This window comes from Nonomuraea guangzhouensis, from assembly GCF_019396345.1.
Lineage (GTDB): Bacteria > Actinomycetota > Actinomycetes > Streptosporangiales > Streptosporangiaceae > Nonomuraea > Nonomuraea guangzhouensis.
Map to the genome: position 1 here is coordinate 13285 of NZ_JAHKRM010000069.1, position 15286 is coordinate 28570.

Genomic DNA, 15286 nt, shown 5'->3' on the forward strand with positions numbered 1-15286 from the left:
CCGCATGAACGAAGTCCTGAGGTATACGGCATTCACCACCACTCCCACTGGCGGCAACCCCGCCGGGGTGGTCTTGGACGCCCGGGAGCTGTCAGACGCGGAGATGCTCGCCATCGCCGCCGAACTCGGCTACTCCGAGACCGCCTTCCTGCACCCGACGGACGAGCGCCAGTACCGCATCCAGTACTTCAGCTCCCTGGCCGAGGTCGCCTTCTGCGGCCACGCGACGATCGCGGCCTCGGTCGCGCTCGGCGAGCGGATCGGCCCCGGCACCGTGAACCTCGCCACCCAGGCGGGCCCGGTCCCGGTGGAGATCGCCGCGGATCCGGCCGGCGAGATCACCGCCACCCTGACCAGTCCGCCGGCCTCCACCCGCCCGGCCTCCGAAGAGGAGGAGGTACGGCCCGTGCTCGCCGCACTGGGCTGGTCGGCCGACGACCTGGACCCCGCCTACCCGGCGCACGTCGCCAACGCCGGCAACGACCATCTCGTCCTGGCCGCGGCCAGCCGGGGTCGCCTGGCCGATCTCGACTACGACTTCGAGGCCTTGGGCAAGATCATGGCTGACCTGGGATGGACCACCGTCCACCTCTTCTGGCCGGAATCCCCCACCGTCTTCCACGCCCGCGACCCGTTCCCGCCTGGCGGCGTCGTCGAGGACCCGGCCACCGGCGCCGCGGCCGCCGCCTTCACCGGCTACCTGCGTACGCTGGGCCGCCTGGAAGACGGCGCCGTTCTCACCATTCACCAGGGCGTCGACATGGGGCGGCCCAGCCTTCTGACCTGTAGCACCATTCCCGGCGACTCTCGCGTCAAGGTCTCCGGCACCGCGGTGCCCATCCAGTAGCCACTACGGCCGCTCAGCCTCGCTGGCCGGGACGGTCGACGATCACCGACGACAGCAGGGCCGTGCTCCAGACCGCTCCCTTGCGGGCGACGGGTCGGCTCATGCCGGGCGGCAGGTCATCACGCAGCCAGACCATCCGGCTACCCAGGTAGCGGTAGGTAGCCGGATCCAGGATCTTGTATTCGCGGTTGGCCCACGCATCGCCGGTTCGCTCCAGCCAGACGCCCAGTCCACTGCGGCCGGCGGCGTCGCGCACGCCCTGCTCGATCCGGACGCCGGGTATGAGGGCCAGAGCGCGATACATGGCCGCCTCCAGCTTCGGTGGCATCGTGCCGTACCTGCTCAGGTAGAGCATGATCACGTGATAGGCGCGAACGTTGGCGGGTGCGACGCTCCTGGGAACGCCCTCCTCGCGTGCCCCCTCGATCCAGTGGCGATCGCCTGTGACCTTGGCCAGCAGCTTCTTCGGGTCGGTCGGCAGTTCGCGGAGCTTGGCGTCGTACTGCTGCGGCGTCAGGTCGTCATCGCCTGGATCCCGGGGATCTTCCTCGGGGCCGACGTGCAGCTTGCCGTCCTCGCCGAAGCCGGCGGTCTGCATGCCGTCGTAGCGCATCCAGTGTTCGCGGGTCACGATCGTGTCCGAGGTCGGCTGCTTGTCCAGGGTCTTGGTGTACTGCCACTGCGTCGGCAAGGGCACCTGAGCGCTCCTTCGCCGGCCGGCCACCTCGGCGGCGTGGGCCAGCACCACGCTGGAGTCGAGCCGGACAACCGGCGGCGTGCCCTCCCGGTCCGGGGTAGACGGCTCCGGCCGCAGAGTGGCCACGGCGAGCGCGGCGGCGGCCCCCAGCGCCCCGATCACGAGCAGGCGGCGCCCCAGTGCCCGCCCGCGCCCCCGGATCCGCGTCAGCAGCCGCCGGCGCTGCGGGATGATCCACTCCTGGCCCGGCTCGGGGACCTCGGCGCGCCAGGCGCGCAGCGATCGCAGGTCATCCATCGAAAGACTCCTCTCGGGTGGCCACAGGGTTGGATCCGCCGAGCGCCTGGCGCGTCTTGACCCTGGCCCGGTGCAGGCGGGATCTGACGGTGCCGATCGGGATGCCCAGTGCGCGTGCTACGTCCTCATACGACATGTCAGCCCAGGCGACGAGTAACAGCACCTCCCGGTCACCGGGTGACAACTGCGCCAGAGCCGCCGCCAGCCCGGTCTGCTGCGCGGCGACCCGATCGTCGACGCGCTCGGCGTACGGCTCGGCGATCTCGTCGACGCCGCTGCGGACCAGCGCCCGGTAGAACCGGATCTCCACCCGCCGATGCCGGCTGATGAGCCGGGCGGCGATGCCGTACAGCCAGGGCCGCGCGTCGGGATGGCTCGGGTCGTAGCGGTGGCGGCGCTGGAAGGCGGCCAGGAAGGTGTCGGAGACGATGTCGTCGGCCAGGGAGGGGCCCAGCCGCCTGGCGACATACCGCCGCATGGCGGGCGCGTGCCGGTCGAACAGGTCGGCGAAGTCCTCCGGAACGCGCTCCGAGCGCCTTATCAGCTCGGCGTCGTCGGTTCTGCCGAATTCTTCGGCGATCACATGGTGCTCCTGTCCGTACGCGCTGGTTCGTCAGCTTTCGCCCGTACGGCTGGCGCGAGTTCGCGTTATGAGATGTGATCTGCGCCACAGGAGCTCACTGGATCATGTGTCGGGTGTGACCGGTCCTGGGTCGCCTGGGGGCTGGTGCTGGGCGCCCCAGTCCCAGAGTTCTTGGAGGACGGGGCCGAGGCGGCGCCCTTGCGCGGTGAGCCGGTAGTGCGTGCGGGGAGGCCAGCCGGGCCGGCGATGGCGATCGAGGACACCGGCTTGGGTGAGGTGTGCGAGACGGTCGGACAGGACCTTGTCCGACAGCGTGGGGAGTGCTTGGCGGAGTTCGGTGAAGGTGTGGTCGCCATGCAGGAGTTCGCGGATCACCAAGGTTGTCCAGCGGCCACGCAGGGCCGCGAGGGTGATCTCCACTGGGCAGTGCGGAGTGGGTTCGGCGACGTTCGCGCGAGGGTCGTCGGGCAGGCCCGGCTGGGTCGGGTGACCAACCGTTTGGTGAGTCACGAGGGAGCCTCCTAGCGTTGCGGCGTCTGGATGATTTCTACCTGCTGGAAGGAAATGCGTTGATGATGGGCCGGCTTGCTGAACGTCCCGAGGATGTGCCCATGGTGTTCGCCGAGCGGTTCAACAGCGGCGATCTGGCGGCGGTGGCGGAGGTGTATGAGAGCGGGGCGGTGTTCGTCGCCGAGCCGGGCTCCGCGCTGACCGGGACGCAGGCCCGCGCCGCCAATGGCCGGTTCGTGGGCCTCGGGCTGCCGATCATCGTTCGGCCACGGCACGTCTATACCGCGGGCGACATCGCGTTGCTGATCGTGGACTGGGTCATCGACGGGACGGATCGCGATGGACGACCGGTGCACATCGAGGACACCGCCACCGATGTCGCCCGACGCGGGCCGGACGGACGCTGGCGATATGTCATCGACAACCCCTTCGGCGTGCGCCAGAGAACCGATGGCCAACCCGTTCGTGATCTTCACTAGGGCCGATCGCCGCAGTCTCAGCTGTCGATGACCGGGCTGGAACCGCTCCAGGATCTCGCTGATCGCCTGGGGGAGCGCGCCCATCGTACCCAGGGTCAGGGTCCCGGATGGGCCGTGGACGGCCTGGGCCGCGGCGTCGATCCCGGCGGTGATCTGCCGGTATCCGGCGCTGAGGTCACGCTGAAGCTGCTCGCCGATCGAGGTGAGCCGCACCGTCCTGGAGCTGCGGTCGAACAGGGGTGCGCCGATAACGCTGCGTTGCCGAGATCGTCGTTGTTCACGGGGGCGGGTTCGTAGCCGGGTGAAACTGTTCGCCCGGTGAGCCGGTCACGGCCTACCATGCGGACGCGTGAGCAGAAGATTGCGTGGGATCGCGGGCGTCAACGCCCAGATCATCACCGATGGCCAGTACACGACCGATGACGGCACCATCGTCGTCGTGGGCCCGGCACTGGAGGCAGCGGTCTCCGGCACCGTGAGCCATCCACCGGACGGGCTCGTCGATGTGCCCCACACGGCGACCGGTCACCGGACGTCTTTCGAGGTGACGGCTGAGGACAGCCTTCAGGCCGCGCGACGGCTGCACCTCGCCGGGGCCGAACGGATCGCCGTCCTGAACTTCGCCTCGGCCCGTAACCCCGGGGGCGGCTACCTCGGCGGCGCCAAAGCGCAGGAAGAGGATCTCTGTCGCAACGCTCTGTTGTACCCCTGCCTCCTTCAGGCCCCCGACTACTACGCCGCCCACCGCGACTCCCCTGACCTGCTCTACAGTGACCGCGTCATCTGGTCCCCCGACGTTCCCGTGCACCGCGACGACGACGGCCGATTGCTGACCGACCCGTATCCGGTCTCGTTCCTGACCTGCCCCGCTCCCAACGCCGGACAAGTGCTGCGCCGTGAGCCGAGCGCGCGGAGCCGAATCGAGCGTGTCCTCTACCAGCGTGCGGAACGAGTGCTGGCCGTGGCCGCCCACCACGGCGTACGCCAGCTGGTCCTCGGCGCCTGGGGATGCGGGGTGTTCCGCAACGACCCGCACCAGGTCGCCGCGGCATTTCACCACCATCTCGCTGCAGACGGCGCGTTCTCGACCGTGTTCGAACGGGTTGTTTTCGCGGTCTGGGACCGCTCACCCGATTCCGCGAACAGAGCCGCGTTCGCCGACCGTTTCACCAGGCCATGAGGGCTGCCGGATCCGACGCCGTTGGGGCTGGGAGTCCGGTCAGTGAAGACCATCCTGTTCGTACGCGACGCTCATGAACGTGCCGGACGTCCTCGGCCCAATCGCGGTGTCGTGTCAGTGGCGGCGTCAGGGCGGCGACGGTGCGGTATCAGAGCGGTCGGTGATGGTTGAGCCATGAACGGTTCAGCGATCGCGGCCTCGGGGCTGCGAACTGGGCCACACCGAACAAGGAGCGCATGATGCAGACGTTCGACACCCCCGCCCCGATCTCCGCCGTCCTGCACATCCCCGCCGGGCGCGTGCGGTTCATCGCCGCCGACCGGGCCGACACCACCGTCGAGGTCGTGCCCGTGAACGCGGCCAAGAGCCGTGATGTGAAGGCGGCCGAGCAGACCACGGTCGCCTACGCCGACGGCCTCCTGCGGATCGAGAACGCCGAGACGAACAACCAGTACTTCGGCCCGTCCGGATCCATCCAGGTGACGATCCAGTTGCCCGCCGGCTCCCGCATCGAGGCCAAGGCGGCCAGCACCGAACTCCAGGCCATCGGCCGCCTCGGCGACGTCGTCTTCGACGGCGCCTACAGCCAGATCAGCATCGACGAGGCGGCGAGCATCCGCCTGACCGCGGTCGACGGCGACGTCGAGGTCGGCCGGCTGGGCGGCCCCGCCGAGATCAGCACCACACGGGGCGACATCCGGATCGCCGAAGCCACGAGCGGCAAGGTCGCGCTGAGCACCCAGTCCGGCGACATCTCGATCACCGCCGCCACCGGCGTCTCAGCCACCCTGAACGCCGGCACCAGCCACGGCCGCATCACCAACGCCCTCAAGAACGACGGCACCACCGAACTCGACATCCACGCCACCACCTCCCACGGCGACATCACCGCCCGCAGCCTGTGACCTGCGGAGGCCTCCAGAGTTCATCCCCGACCGCCGTGCGTCGTTCATGGAAGCCCATGAGCGACGCACCGTGCGCTCTGATGGCCGGTTCGACAACGACCTCCTGGACGACACCCGACTGCTGCGGCAGATCCCCAGGCCGGCCGAACTCGACCTTCACGCGCTCGCGATCCAGGGCCCCTGGAGTTTCTGGCGATCTTTGTGAGCGCATCTAGGCGCGTACGGGGGTGAAGAAGTTGACGAGGTTGCCGTCCGGGTCGCGGAACAGCAGCGACCGGTTGCCCCAGGGCATCGTCGTCGGCTCGGTGACGAAGTCGGTGACGAAACCGGTCAGCTCCCTATAGACGCGGTCCACGTCGTCGACGCGGAACTCGACGATCACGCTGTGGTTGTCCGCCGGGCGGGCGGAGCCGGGGGCGAACAGCGGGACGGTGCGGACGCCGGCGATCGCGAGGGTGGCGTTGGGCGTTCTGAGCTCGGCGAAGTCCTCGGTGGCCCACGTCGCCGCCGTCCCTGTGGCGCGCTCGTAGAACTCGACGAGGCGCGCCACGTCGCTGGTGATGATCCGGATCGAGACGAAGTTCATGGGGGTCTCCCTGGGTGTGCCGAAGTCGTGCACTGCGCAGGCTAGACGAAATACTGGACAGAATTGGTCCAGTATTCGCCAGTAGGCTGTGCGCATGTCCCGACCCACCGGCCGCGTGCTGACGCTCCTGGAGCTGCTGCAGTCGGGCGGCACCCGTACCATGGCCGAACTCGCCGACCGGCTCGGCGTCGAGGGGCGCACCGTGCGCCGGTACGTGGACCAGCTCATCGACCTGGACGTACCGGTGGAGTCGGTACGCGGCCGCTACGGCGGTTACCGGCTCGCCCCCGGCTACCGTCTGCCGCCGCTCATGCTCAGCGACGACGAGGCGCTGGCCGTGCTGCTCGGCCTGGTCGCCGGCCGCCGGGCGGGCCTGACGACGACGGAGCGCACGGCGAGCGAGACGGCGACGGCGAAGATCCGCCGGGTGCTGCCCAAACACGTCGCCCGGCGGCTCGACACCCTCATGGAGGCACTCGCCTTCACGGACCAGCCCGGCGAGTTCGACACCCCCGACGCCGGGATCCTGCTCACCGTCGCCGACGCCGCACGCCACCGCCGGCCGGTCTCGATCCGCTACACCGACCGCGACGGACGCCGCAGCGACCGCACGCTGCACGCGTACGGCATCGTCGCCCACGCGGGCCGTTGGTACGTCACAGGCAAGGACGCCCTGATCGGCGAGGACCGGACCTTCCGGCTCGATCGCATCGCGGACGCGCGCACCCTGCCCGGCTTCTTCGAGGCGCCCACGGGCCCGGACCCGGCACAGCGTGTGTTGTCCGGATTCGCCACAGCTGAATACCGGCACGAGGTGACGCTGCGCATCCACGGCACGGTCGAGCAGGTCCGCGCCCGCCTCCCCGCCACCGTCGCGCGCGTGGAGGAGTGCGAGCCCGGGACCGGCGAACGCTGGCTGCGCGTCGAGCTGCGGGCGGAACGGCTCGACTGGCTGCCTCCGGCGCTCGCCGCACTCGACCGGCCGTTCGTCATCGAGCGACCCGACGAACTGCGCGACCTGGTCGTCGCGCTCGCCGACCGTCTCGCGTCCCACGCCCGCCGAACCTGACGACGAGGGAACATTCGTCCAGCACCGGCCGCGACAGTGGGCCTATGACCATTTCGGACAACGAGCAGCACGTCCTCCTGGAGGACGGCGCCATCCACGTACGCCCGGTCGGCCGAACGCTCCAGCCAGCGCATCCGCGACGAAGACAGAAGATCGCTATCCCTGCGCGGCGACGAGGAACATCGGCACCGCGACGAAGATCCGGTTCGTGCGGGCACGCTCGGCCTGCTCGGCAAGCCAGCTCTCCTCGTCGATGATCCGGTGCAGCAGGGCGAGCGCGGTGTCATCGGTGAACACACTGGTGCGCACCTCGACGACCGGGTCGGTGAACCCGGCGTCGAGCAGCAGGTTGCGGTACCTGCGGGCGATGCGCGGCGACGGGAGCGAGTCGGCCTTCGCGTGGACCAGCCGGCGGGTGGTCTCCGGCTCGTCCGAGTCGATGACGAGCGTGTCCCAGTCCTGGCCGAGCAGCACGGCCCGGCCGCCCGGCGCGAGAACCCGGCGGGCCTCGGCCAGGGCTCGCACCGGGTCAGAGAGCGTGTGCAACACCTTGTCCGCACGGTAGCCGGTAACCGACCCGGTCTCCAACGGCAGCTCGCAAGCATCGCCGACATGGAACTCGCCGACCGGCCAGCGCTCCCGGGCCACGGCGATCATCTCGGGGTCGTAGTCGACACCGACCGCGCGGGCCCCGCGCTCGGCCAGCTCGGCGACCGCGCGGCCACCGCCGCAGCCGACGTCGACCACGGTTCGGCCGGTGAGGTCGCCGAGCAACTCGTAGGAACGTGTACGCAGCTCGACGGACATAGGCTGCGCGTCGACGGCGTCGAGGACAACAAGCAGATTCGACATGCCCGCCATGGTCCGACTTAATGCCGACATGAAGTCAAATCAGATGACGATCGGCCAGGTGGCCGACCACTTCGGCCTGCCGACACACGTACTGCGGCACTGGGAGTCGGTGGGCCTGCTCTCCCCCGCCCGCGTCGCCGGTGACCGCCGCCGCTACACCCGCGATGACCTGTTCCGGGTGGCGTCGATCGTGATCGCGAAGCAGGCCGGCCTGCCGCTGCCGGACATCCGGACGTTTCTCGCCGCGCGCGACCCGGCCGCCCGCAAGGACGTACTGCGCCGCAACCACGACGCGCTGCAGGCCAGGATGGCGGCGCTGCGCTCAGCCCTCGATCTCCTCGAAGCCGGAATGAACTGCTCGCACGATGACATCACGACCTGCCCGAACTACCGGGCCCACCTCGCGGTGGCGGCACTGGCAGGGGACCAATGATCGAGTGATCCGTGTTCCTTCCTGATCGCCTGAGGGGTATCACCGTTCGTGGTCGCCGGGGGCGTAGCGACTTCAGGGGCTTCCGGCCGCGGTGGTGAGTCGGGTGGCGGTGTCTCCGTCGTAACCGAGCACGCGGGCGACCAGGGGTGCGGGGGTCTGCGGGACGAGCTGGCGGATCTACGCCGGCAGACTCCAACTCGGCCCCTCAGGGTTACCGAGCCACACCCGCTGGCCCTCACGGGTGACCGTGAGCCCGAAGCCAGACTTATGCGGGCTGCCTGCTTCCTGCCACGTTTCGATGGCCTTCTCGACCGCGTCCCACAGATTGAGCGGTCCGTGTTGGCGCACCGTCCATCCACGTGCGGGATCCGGTTGGACTTCGGCCCGCGAACCGGTGCCGGCGTCGACGAGGAACGTGGCGCCATCGCCCCATGCGATTTGCGCCTGCGGAATGGCGAGCTGGGCGACCCATAGAGCTGTTCTGTCCTGGAGAACCGACGGATCGACTCTGGACTCGCGGACAATCCCCAAACCCCTCACCAATGGCGGACGCGGCGGGGGCAGGTGTGATCGGGCGGTCATGAAGGAGAGGTCATCTTCGAGGAAACGGCCGCTCGCCGTGCCGTCGTCGGCCACGGTGAGATGCGCGAACGCGGTCTCCCCCATCCATCCGGACAACGGAGCGGTGATGGTCCCCCCGACACGAATCTGTTGCGGCCATTCCCGGGGGATCGTGCGGACAGAGCAGGTCGCAATGAGCCGATCGTATTTGGCGTTCTCCGCGTACCCGCGCAGCCCGTCGCCCTCCACCAGCGTGGGAGCGTAGCCTGCACCCACGATCGCGTCACGGGCACGGGCGGCAACCAGCAGGTCGTACTCGATCGAAAAGACGGCGTCGCTCCCAAGTCGCTGACACATCAGCGCCGTTGAGTAGCCCGTGCCTGTTCCGATCTCCAGGACCTTGTCGCCCTCCTCGATCTCGGCGGCCTCAAGCATCCGTACGACCAGGCCGGGAAGCGTGGATGATGACGACGGGTATCCGGATACGGGCCGTGTCGAGTCTTCAGCCAGGAGCCCCTCAACCTGAGTCGGCCAGGTCTCGTTGGCGTATGCCAGGGCGAGCCATGCGCCCTCGGGCATGTCGGCGCGGCGGACGGGCGTCCACCAGCCGAATCGGTTCTTGTCGGGGCGATAAACAGCTTCTCCCAAGAACCGTTCGCGGGGCACCGTCTCCAGTGCTTTCCGCCAACCGGCAGACCCTATTTTGTCCGCCAGTTCGAGGCGGAGCGCCGCGGCCGTGTCGCTCATGGCCACCATCCTTCAAGTAGTACGTCAGCGAAGGCTTGCGCTATCGCGCCGAAATTCGGAAGCCACGCCCACTGGCCGTTTGGATTGCACTCCATGAATGTCCAGGCTTCGCCGAATTCGCCATCTTCGAGAACAAAGTCAAAACATCCGAACACCAGGCCAAAATGCTCAAGGTAGGCGTATAGAGCACTCCTTATCACTTCGGGCACGTCAATGTGGCCATAGACCAGATCGTCCCAGTCTCCCTCCCTCCAGTCGATGGCATCGTCCGGGTGCGTAATCCTGGTAGCGAACACCTGACGACCGACTACTGTCACCCTGGCATCGCTCGACTTCCGGATCTTCTCCTGAAACATGTGCGCTGTCATGGACACCGAATAGTCCAACTCATCCGGTTTTACGCGCTGTGTCCATATCGCGCCCACGCGGCCGTCTGGGGTGACCGGGACCGATCGAAACGACTTGTAGATGACGTGCACATGATGGAGGGCGAATTCTCGAGCAGCGTCCAGATCGTTCGTTACGAGCGTATTGGGAATACGCATGCCGAGGTGGGCCGCCGCCTGCAACTGAGCAATCTTGAAATCTGCTCTTTCGGTCGCCCCAGGATGGTTGACGTAGCGGCTGTTCGGTAGGTTTCTCAACAAGCCGCCCAGCCCGTGACGGACCTCGTTGATCGCGAACAACCGGGCCTGTTCGTCCGTGGCGTCGCTGCGCAAAGGACTCGGCCGGCGGTAGTAGACCGCCCCTATTTTTTCCAGGTGCGTGTTGCGGCTTGGCGTCACCAGTTGGCCGCTCCACCAGTCGCGGCCGTCCCCAATGCGGGCGCTGAATGTCAGCCCTGCCCCGATGTCGGCTGGATCAACGCGAGCCACGTGTACCCCGCGCTCCTGCAAGGCTCGAATGACCGTGTTGGCCGTCTCGTCCGCTGGAGACGTGACGACCAACACGGTACGCGGGGTGCGCGACATCAGTCGTCGGAATCGTCGGAAACCAGCGGGCCGCCCGTGCCGTCGTTCCCCTGGTTCTTTGGCGACTTGGTCACCGTACCCCGCTGCATGTCCACGATCTCGCCTCTGGCGTCGTAGAAGTGGGTGAGCTGGGTTGCGGCGTCGAATTCGACGGTGGCGTACTCCGGTGGCCCCACCGGGGAAGGCTCGGTCATCCGACTCAAACCCCAAGGGCGTACGGGCTGATCTTGCGTCAAGGCCATTCGAGCCTCCGTGTAAGGGACTGTTCTTCGCTTAACGCTAGATGCCTAATTCAAGTCAGGCCAGATGTGGCGATTGTTTGTGGTACAACCAACAAGACAAATCGTAATGCAGCGGCGACAAAGCCCCCGATGTAACATCAGGGGCTTTGCGTGATACTAGAAGTCGAATTCACCCTTTTTGGCGCCGTCGATAAAGGCGGCCCAGACTGCGCCGCGAACGACGTACGGGGCCTGGTCGGGAGCCTCGGTGTCGCGGACGCCAACACGTCCACCAGACAAAGGAGCAACCTCCAGACAGTTGCCGTTGTTCGCGCCCGAAGCCTTGGCTTTGCGCCAGTCGGCGCCGGCCAGTTCCTCGGATAGCTCCTCATTCATTGCTCATACCTCGCAATCATGTCGCGGATCACGTCCTTTGAGACATGCAGGGGATGCGCCCATGCACGGATCGTGTCGTACCTCAGGCTAATCCCCTGCACCTCGTCCACGCGATCGGTTACTTGGCCATTCGATGCGGACTCCAGGTAAGCCCAATCCCGCGCGTCGGGAAGCTGCGCGATGGCGAAGCCTCCCAGGAGCCCAGTCGTTGGCCCTGCCTCAAGCGGGACGATCTGAATCGTGATCTTCGGGTGGTCCATGAGCGTCAGCAGCCGCTCAAGCTGTTGCCGCATGCCCTCGTGTCCGCCGATTGGACGGTGCAAGACGCCCTCATCCATGACGCCGGCGAACATGGGAGACGTAGGCCGGTCGAAGATGGTTTGCCGCTGGAGCCGCGCCTCAACCGCCTGCTCAACCTCCTCTTCGGTCGCGCCAGGCACTCCCCGCAGGACAGCGCGGGCGTAGTCGGCCGTCTGTAGGAGCCCCGGAACCAGGAGGGGTTCCCAGCTCCGTATGACCCGTGCCGCTGCCTCGATCTTCGGCCACTGCCTGAACCACTTCGGCGCGGTCTTGGGGTTGATCTCTTTCCAGAGCGCCACCAGTTCCCCCCGGAGCCCTAGAACCTCTTCGGCACGCGTCACGAACTCCTCGGGCACTGGCCGCTTCGCCAGCTCGTAGTAGCCGATCATCGTCCCGGAGTATCCGACCCTGGATCCGAACGCTTCCAGCGACCAGCCCTGAGCATTGCGCAGCCTGCGCAGCTCAAGGCCGAAAATCACCTCTGGGGAGGTGGCCGGCGGTAGGTCTGGTCCTGCTGACATTTCGACTCTCCGTTCAGGAGGACAACAGGAGTTGCGGACGGCAACAACAACAACCGCAACAGAATTGTTGAAAGGTGTCGCTGCCGCCCCATCCCAAAACTACCTGGCCAAGAGCATTCTTGGAAATGCCCTTCGGGAAACAAAGGACGGCGGTCCGGTCGCTCATAACAGGACAACTCCGCCCTCGTTGCAATGCGGGCCGCATCTCAAACCCAGACATGGTGGGTGATTCTATGCCAGCACAAACAGCGGAAATTGTCGTATCGAGGTTCATAACGCTACGTCGAAATGTCAAAGCGCCCTGGGAGGCGCGGCAAGCGATCAAGATATGGCTTGCCGCCAGTGATCCGGTACGAGACGACGTACTCCAAGTCGTCTCCGAGCTGGTGACGAACACCTGTGTGCATGTGCCGCAAGGCCCGCAGCGCGACTGGCTCAAACTACGGATGGGCTTCGGGAACGGCTTCATCCGTCTGGAGGTGATTGACCCTGGTGCCCCGGTGCCAGAGCCACGATTCATCGCTGGCCAGTCTCAGGATGCTGAGGCCGAGTCGGGCCGCGGCCTCGACATCGTAAGCAGGCTATCCATGCGGTGCGGCACGTACGTCACTCCGCGCGGCCGCCGCGTTGTGTGGTGCGACGTAGAGACCGCCCACTCCCTGCCCGACCAGGAGCCCAGATGCCTCCCAACATCTCGCAGAGAAGTTCGATCAGTGGGACATCCTTCCTGACATGGCTATCGGCGTCGGGGCAGTTGAACCCGGTAACGACGAAGGCCGCAACGAACTCTCTCAACCTCGCCTTGGTTGGTTGAGAACTGCCCCAATCTCCCAACCAGGGCATCCCCTCATTCGCGGACGTTCGTCCCTGGTGTTCGCGGATGAGGTCGCCCCCGGTCGGATGCACTTTCCAACCGGGGGCCTTCACCGTCGCATCCACGCACAGGAGGCGACCGCCGGGCAGTACGCGTCCATGGCGTACGGGTCCGACGGTCGCCGTCTACTCGTTGCCGGGGCGCCTACTGCTGGGGACGGGTCCCCGGCTTGTTGACGACCTTCGTCTCCAGTTGCGCGCTCCACACCAGGGGAGCGCCGGCCTTGACGGTTCCGGCCGTCCCGCTGGGGAGGGCCGGAGCGGCCGGTCCGCCCTCGTTGGGGAACGGCTGGTCAGCGAGGTTCTCGCCGTACAGGCCGAGGAAGCGGTAGTCCTTGGCGTCGACGATGATCTCGGAACGTTCCCGTGGTCCGGTGTAGGCGAACGCGACGCCGTGTCGGCCCGCGGCGTCCACGGCGTCCTGCTTGACCGAGACCCCGTCGATCTTCGACAGGGCCCGGAACAGCGCCGCGCGGACCTGCGGGGTCAGCGGCTGCCCGCCCATGAGCGTGCTGATCGTGTGGAAGGCGCGCTCCTGCTCGGACATCCCCCTCCCCTGCTCGAACGGCGAGGCGGGGGTCGCGGCGACGGACGCCTTGACCTTGGCGAGCACCGCGTCGGGCGTGACGGGCTCCTGGGCCAGGGTGGCGCCCTTGAGACCGGTGTTCACCTCCTCGATGGCCAGCTTGCCCGCGCCGTCGTCGATTGCCATCTGCTCGCCGTCCAGGCTGTACCAGGTCTCCAGGGTCTCGCGCCTGTCGCGATCCACCTCGGGCCGGGGTTCGGCGAGCAGCGGGGCGATCGACTCCTTCACGTACAGCCACTGCCCCGGAGAAGGGGTTCGCGTGTAAGCGTCGTCGGGGCCGCGTTCGGCGGCCTTGGCGGCCCGCTCGCCGAGTTCCTTGACGTCGGCGTACGCGGCCGACTGGTCGTCACCGCGTACCACGCCGTAGCCGACGAGCAGGGCCGAGGCCGCCACGGCGGCGATCCCGAACCGCCAGGCCAGGCGCGGGATGCGGAACGTGCGCCGCCTCGCCGGCTGAGGGAGCGGTTCGCGCATCGCCTGCAGGAGCTGGGCGCGTGCCGCGTCCTTCGCCGAGCGGGTGATCACCGGGGTGGACCCGAGGAACTGCTTGATCTCGTCCATCATGCGACCTCTCTTGTTGGATCGTCGCCCCCGAGGGCGATCCGTGCCTTCCTGCGCGCTCGGTGGAGACGCGAGCGGACCGTACCGATCGGTACCTTGAGCACCGCCGCGACCTCCTCGTACGTCAGCTCGCCCCACGCCACCAACAGCAACACGTCGCGATCGCCGGATGACATGGACGCCAGCGCCCCCGCGAGCCGGCGGTCCACCTCCTGCGCGGCCACGCGGCCGACGACCGTGTCGGCCATCGGCGGCTCGGGCAGCGGGTTCGTGCCGGTACGGCTCAAGGCGCGCAGGAACCGCTCCTCGCCGCGCCGATGCTTGGCGATGAGGTTGGTCGCGATGCCGTAGAGCCAAGGGCCGGCGAGACGGGCGGCAGGGTCGTAGGAAGCGCGGCCGCGGAAAGCGATCAGGAACGTCTCGGCCGCGATGTCGTCGGCCGCCTGAGTGCCGAGCCGCCTGGCGACGAAGCGGTGGATCTGCTCGATGTAGCGGTCGAACAGGCTGGCGAACTGTTCCGGGTCGTCACGTGACCAGCGGATCAGCTCGGCGTCATCCACCTCGGCTGTCTCCGCCGGGTGCGTTTGTGTCATGCCTGTCTTTTCCCGATGTGACGGATCGAGTTCTCAGTGGGCATCCGATGGCGCCACACAAACTTCGCTCTTCAGACGCCCTCTTAGACCTGGTACAGGTTCATTTGCCACCACCAGCGCCACATCTCCAGCCGCTTGGTCCCGCTCCACCCAGCCGGCTATATTTCGCACCCTGATATGGGCTGAGCGGGTGCTAGGCATGCGCGGATTCACAGTGAAGTCCAGCCACGACGGCTGCCACCTGGTGTAGTTCGTGCGTGGACCGCTGATCTGGGTTACTGGGGGGTGTCCCCTGGAGCGGTGCAGTCTCTGGCGATCTTTGCGAGCGCATCTAGACGAGTAGTTCCTATGTGATCAGTGATCGAAGGCGATCAGCGACCTGGCGATAGGTGCGCCGGTGGTGTGGTTGTGCCAGATGGCGGCGGCCATCGCCAGGATCCGCTGCGCGACGCGGACGGCGACGCCCTCGAAGGTCCGTCCGCCGTGCTGCTCGAGATCGAGCTGGCCTTTGAGGGTGT

20 protein-coding genes and 1 pseudogene are annotated in these 15286 nt (G+C 67.4%); 8 read left to right on the forward strand and 13 right to left on the reverse strand.

The features are described from left to right. The first annotated feature begins 4 nt into the window (after positions 1-4). Complete coding sequence (locus KME78_RS62090; protein WP_246655064.1) at positions 5-847, forward strand: PhzF family phenazine biosynthesis protein; 843 nt, start codon at positions 5-7, stop codon at positions 845-847. Between the two features lie 13 nt (positions 848-860). Here KME78_RS62090 and KME78_RS62095 read toward each other — a convergent pair whose 3' ends face one another. The 3 genes from KME78_RS62095 to KME78_RS62105 all read right to left on the reverse strand — a co-directional run bounded on the left by KME78_RS62095 (position 861) and on the right by KME78_RS62105 (position 2934). After that, positions 861-1841, reverse strand: a complete 981-nt coding sequence (locus KME78_RS62095; protein WP_219539657.1) for a CU044_5270 family protein — start codon at positions 1839-1841, stop codon at positions 861-863. Next, complete coding sequence (locus tag KME78_RS62100; protein ID WP_219539658.1) at positions 1834-2424, reverse strand: RNA polymerase sigma factor; 591 nt, start codon at positions 2422-2424, stop codon at positions 1834-1836. The genes KME78_RS62095 and KME78_RS62100 overlap by 8 nt, the downstream gene beginning before the upstream one ends. A 102-nt stretch (positions 2425-2526) precedes the next feature. Next, complete coding sequence (locus KME78_RS62105) at positions 2527-2934, reverse strand: winged helix-turn-helix transcriptional regulator (RefSeq protein WP_219539659.1); 408 nt, start codon at positions 2932-2934, stop codon at positions 2527-2529. A 17-nt stretch (positions 2935-2951) separates the two neighbouring features. On the opposite strand from KME78_RS62105, the gene KME78_RS62110 reads away from it, so the two are divergent. The 4 genes from KME78_RS62110 (at position 2952) to KME78_RS66925 (ending at position 5703) form a co-directional block, all read left to right on the forward strand. Beyond that, positions 2952-3413 carry a YybH family protein gene (locus KME78_RS62110; protein WP_246655067.1) on the forward strand — a complete coding sequence of 154 codons (462 nt, stop codon included), beginning with the start codon at positions 2952-2954 and terminating at the stop codon, positions 3411-3413. A 349-nt stretch (positions 3414-3762) separates the two neighbouring features. Continuing rightward, positions 3763-4593 carry a TIGR02452 family protein gene (locus KME78_RS62115; RefSeq protein ID WP_308127598.1) on the forward strand — a complete coding sequence of 277 codons (831 nt, stop codon included), beginning with the start codon at positions 3763-3765 and terminating at the stop codon, positions 4591-4593. Between the two features lie 239 nt (positions 4594-4832). Continuing rightward, the gene (locus KME78_RS62120) at positions 4833-5498 is read left to right on the forward strand and encodes a DUF4097 family beta strand repeat-containing protein (RefSeq protein WP_219539675.1); all 666 of its coding nucleotides are present in this window, start codon (positions 4833-4835) and stop codon (positions 5496-5498) included. A 70-nt stretch (positions 5499-5568) separates the two neighbouring features. After that, positions 5569-5703 carry a hypothetical protein gene (locus tag KME78_RS66925; RefSeq protein ID WP_281429225.1) on the forward strand — a complete coding sequence of 45 codons (135 nt, stop codon included), beginning with the start codon at positions 5569-5571 and terminating at the stop codon, positions 5701-5703. A gap of 6 nt (positions 5704-5709) precedes the next feature. Here the strand turns inward: KME78_RS66925 and KME78_RS62125 are convergent, their stop codons facing one another. Continuing rightward, positions 5710-6084, reverse strand: a complete 375-nt coding sequence (locus tag KME78_RS62125) for a VOC family protein (RefSeq protein ID WP_219539660.1) — start codon at positions 6082-6084, stop codon at positions 5710-5712. A gap of 94 nt (positions 6085-6178) precedes the next feature. Between KME78_RS62125 and KME78_RS62130 the strand changes: the two genes are divergently transcribed. Then, entirely contained in the window at positions 6179-7153 is a 975-nt protein-coding gene (locus tag KME78_RS62130) for a helix-turn-helix transcriptional regulator (protein ID WP_219539661.1), read from the forward strand. Between the two features lie 156 nt (positions 7154-7309). Here KME78_RS62130 and KME78_RS62135 read toward each other — a convergent pair whose 3' ends face one another. Next, positions 7310-8005 carry a methyltransferase domain-containing protein gene (locus KME78_RS62135; protein ID WP_219539662.1) on the reverse strand — a complete coding sequence of 232 codons (696 nt, stop codon included), beginning with the start codon at positions 8003-8005 and terminating at the stop codon, positions 7310-7312. Between the two features lie 28 nt (positions 8006-8033). On the opposite strand from KME78_RS62135, the gene KME78_RS62140 reads away from it, so the two are divergent. Beyond that, positions 8034-8438 (forward strand): MerR family transcriptional regulator, encoded by a 405-nt coding sequence (locus tag KME78_RS62140; protein WP_219539663.1) that lies wholly within the window; start codon positions 8034-8036, stop codon positions 8436-8438. 177 nt (positions 8439-8615) lie between these two features. On the opposite strand, the gene tgmC is transcribed toward KME78_RS62140, so the two are convergent. The 5 genes from tgmC to KME78_RS62165 all read right to left on the reverse strand — a co-directional run bounded on the left by tgmC (position 8616) and on the right by KME78_RS62165 (position 12155). Further along, positions 8616-9746: an ATP-grasp peptide maturase system methyltransferase gene (gene tgmC / locus KME78_RS62145; RefSeq protein ID WP_246655069.1), complete on the reverse strand. Its 1131-nt coding sequence runs from the start codon at positions 9744-9746 to the stop codon at positions 8616-8618. Continuing rightward, a complete protein-coding gene (tgmB, locus tag KME78_RS62150; protein WP_308127599.1) occupies positions 9743-10696 on the reverse strand; it encodes an ATP-grasp ribosomal peptide maturase in 954 nt (317 codons plus the stop codon). The genes tgmC and tgmB overlap by 4 nt, the downstream gene beginning before the upstream one ends. Before the next feature lie 20 nt (positions 10697-10716). Next, a complete protein-coding gene (tgmA, locus tag KME78_RS62155; RefSeq protein ID WP_281429226.1) occupies positions 10717-10959 on the reverse strand; it encodes a putative ATP-grasp-modified RiPP in 243 nt (80 codons plus the stop codon). Positions 10960-11115: 156 nt separating this feature from the next. Continuing rightward, positions 11116-11334, reverse strand: a complete 219-nt coding sequence (locus tag KME78_RS62160; RefSeq protein ID WP_219539667.1) for a DUF397 domain-containing protein — start codon at positions 11332-11334, stop codon at positions 11116-11118. Further along, entirely contained in the window at positions 11331-12155 is an 825-nt protein-coding gene (locus KME78_RS62165; protein ID WP_219539668.1) for a helix-turn-helix domain-containing protein, read from the reverse strand. The genes KME78_RS62160 and KME78_RS62165 overlap by 4 nt, the downstream gene beginning before the upstream one ends. A gap of 233 nt (positions 12156-12388) precedes the next feature. On the opposite strand from KME78_RS62165, the gene KME78_RS68370 reads away from it, so the two are divergent. Beyond that, a complete protein-coding gene (locus KME78_RS68370) occupies positions 12389-12886 on the forward strand; it encodes an ATP-binding protein (protein ID WP_219539669.1) in 498 nt (165 codons plus the stop codon). Between the two features lie 287 nt (positions 12887-13173). Here the strand turns inward: KME78_RS68370 and KME78_RS62175 are convergent, their stop codons facing one another. From KME78_RS62175 to KME78_RS65805, 3 genes and pseudogenes are all read right to left on the reverse strand, one after another. After that, complete coding sequence (locus KME78_RS62175) at positions 13174-14178, reverse strand: CU044_5270 family protein (protein WP_219539670.1); 1005 nt, start codon at positions 14176-14178, stop codon at positions 13174-13176. Further along, positions 14175-14768: an RNA polymerase sigma factor gene (locus KME78_RS62180; protein WP_219539671.1), complete on the reverse strand. Its 594-nt coding sequence runs from the start codon at positions 14766-14768 to the stop codon at positions 14175-14177. The genes KME78_RS62175 and KME78_RS62180 overlap by 4 nt, the downstream gene beginning before the upstream one ends. A 354-nt stretch (positions 14769-15122) precedes the next feature. Further along, positions 15123-15286 (reverse strand): annotated as a pseudogene (locus KME78_RS65805) (IS982 family transposase); the annotation flags it as partial.

What these genes read in the sequence shown, in the direction of transcription:
- KME78_RS62130 (WP_219539661.1), top strand. Translation starts at nt 6,179, where the DNA reads ATGTCCCGACCCACCGGCCGCGTGCTGACGCTCCTGGAGCTGCTGCAG.
- KME78_RS62180 (WP_219539671.1), bottom strand. Translation starts at nt 14,768, where the DNA reads ATGACACAAACGCACCCGGCGGAGACAGCCGAGGTGGATGACGCCGAG.
- KME78_RS62140 (WP_219539663.1), top strand. Translation starts at nt 8,034, where the DNA reads ATGAAGTCAAATCAGATGACGATCGGCCAGGTGGCCGACCACTTCGGC.
- tgmA (WP_281429226.1), bottom strand. Translation starts at nt 10,959, where the DNA reads ATGGCCTTGACGCAAGATCAGCCCGTACGCCCTTGGGGTTTGAGTCGG.
- KME78_RS62095 (WP_219539657.1), bottom strand. Translation starts at nt 1,841, where the DNA reads ATGGATGACCTGCGATCGCTGCGCGCCTGGCGCGCCGAGGTCCCCGAG.
- KME78_RS62160 (WP_219539667.1), bottom strand. Translation starts at nt 11,334, where the DNA reads ATGAATGAGGAGCTATCCGAGGAACTGGCCGGCGCCGACTGGCGCAAA.
- KME78_RS68370 (WP_219539669.1), top strand. Translation starts at nt 12,389, where the DNA reads ATGCCAGCACAAACAGCGGAAATTGTCGTATCGAGGTTCATAACGCTA.
- KME78_RS62175 (WP_219539670.1), bottom strand. Translation starts at nt 14,178, where the DNA reads ATGATGGACGAGATCAAGCAGTTCCTCGGGTCCACCCCGGTGATCACC.
- KME78_RS62165 (WP_219539668.1), bottom strand. Translation starts at nt 12,155, where the DNA reads ATGTCAGCAGGACCAGACCTACCGCCGGCCACCTCCCCAGAGGTGATT.
- KME78_RS62135 (WP_219539662.1), bottom strand. Translation starts at nt 8,005, where the DNA reads ATGTCGAATCTGCTTGTTGTCCTCGACGCCGTCGACGCGCAGCCTATG.
- KME78_RS62125 (WP_219539660.1), bottom strand. Translation starts at nt 6,084, where the DNA reads ATGAACTTCGTCTCGATCCGGATCATCACCAGCGACGTGGCGCGCCTC.
- tgmC (WP_246655069.1), bottom strand. Translation starts at nt 9,746, where the DNA reads ATGAGCGACACGGCCGCGGCGCTCCGCCTCGAACTGGCGGACAAAATA.
- KME78_RS62090 (WP_246655064.1), top strand. Translation starts at nt 5, where the DNA reads ATGAACGAAGTCCTGAGGTATACGGCATTCACCACCACTCCCACTGGC.
- KME78_RS62120 (WP_219539675.1), top strand. Translation starts at nt 4,833, where the DNA reads ATGCAGACGTTCGACACCCCCGCCCCGATCTCCGCCGTCCTGCACATC.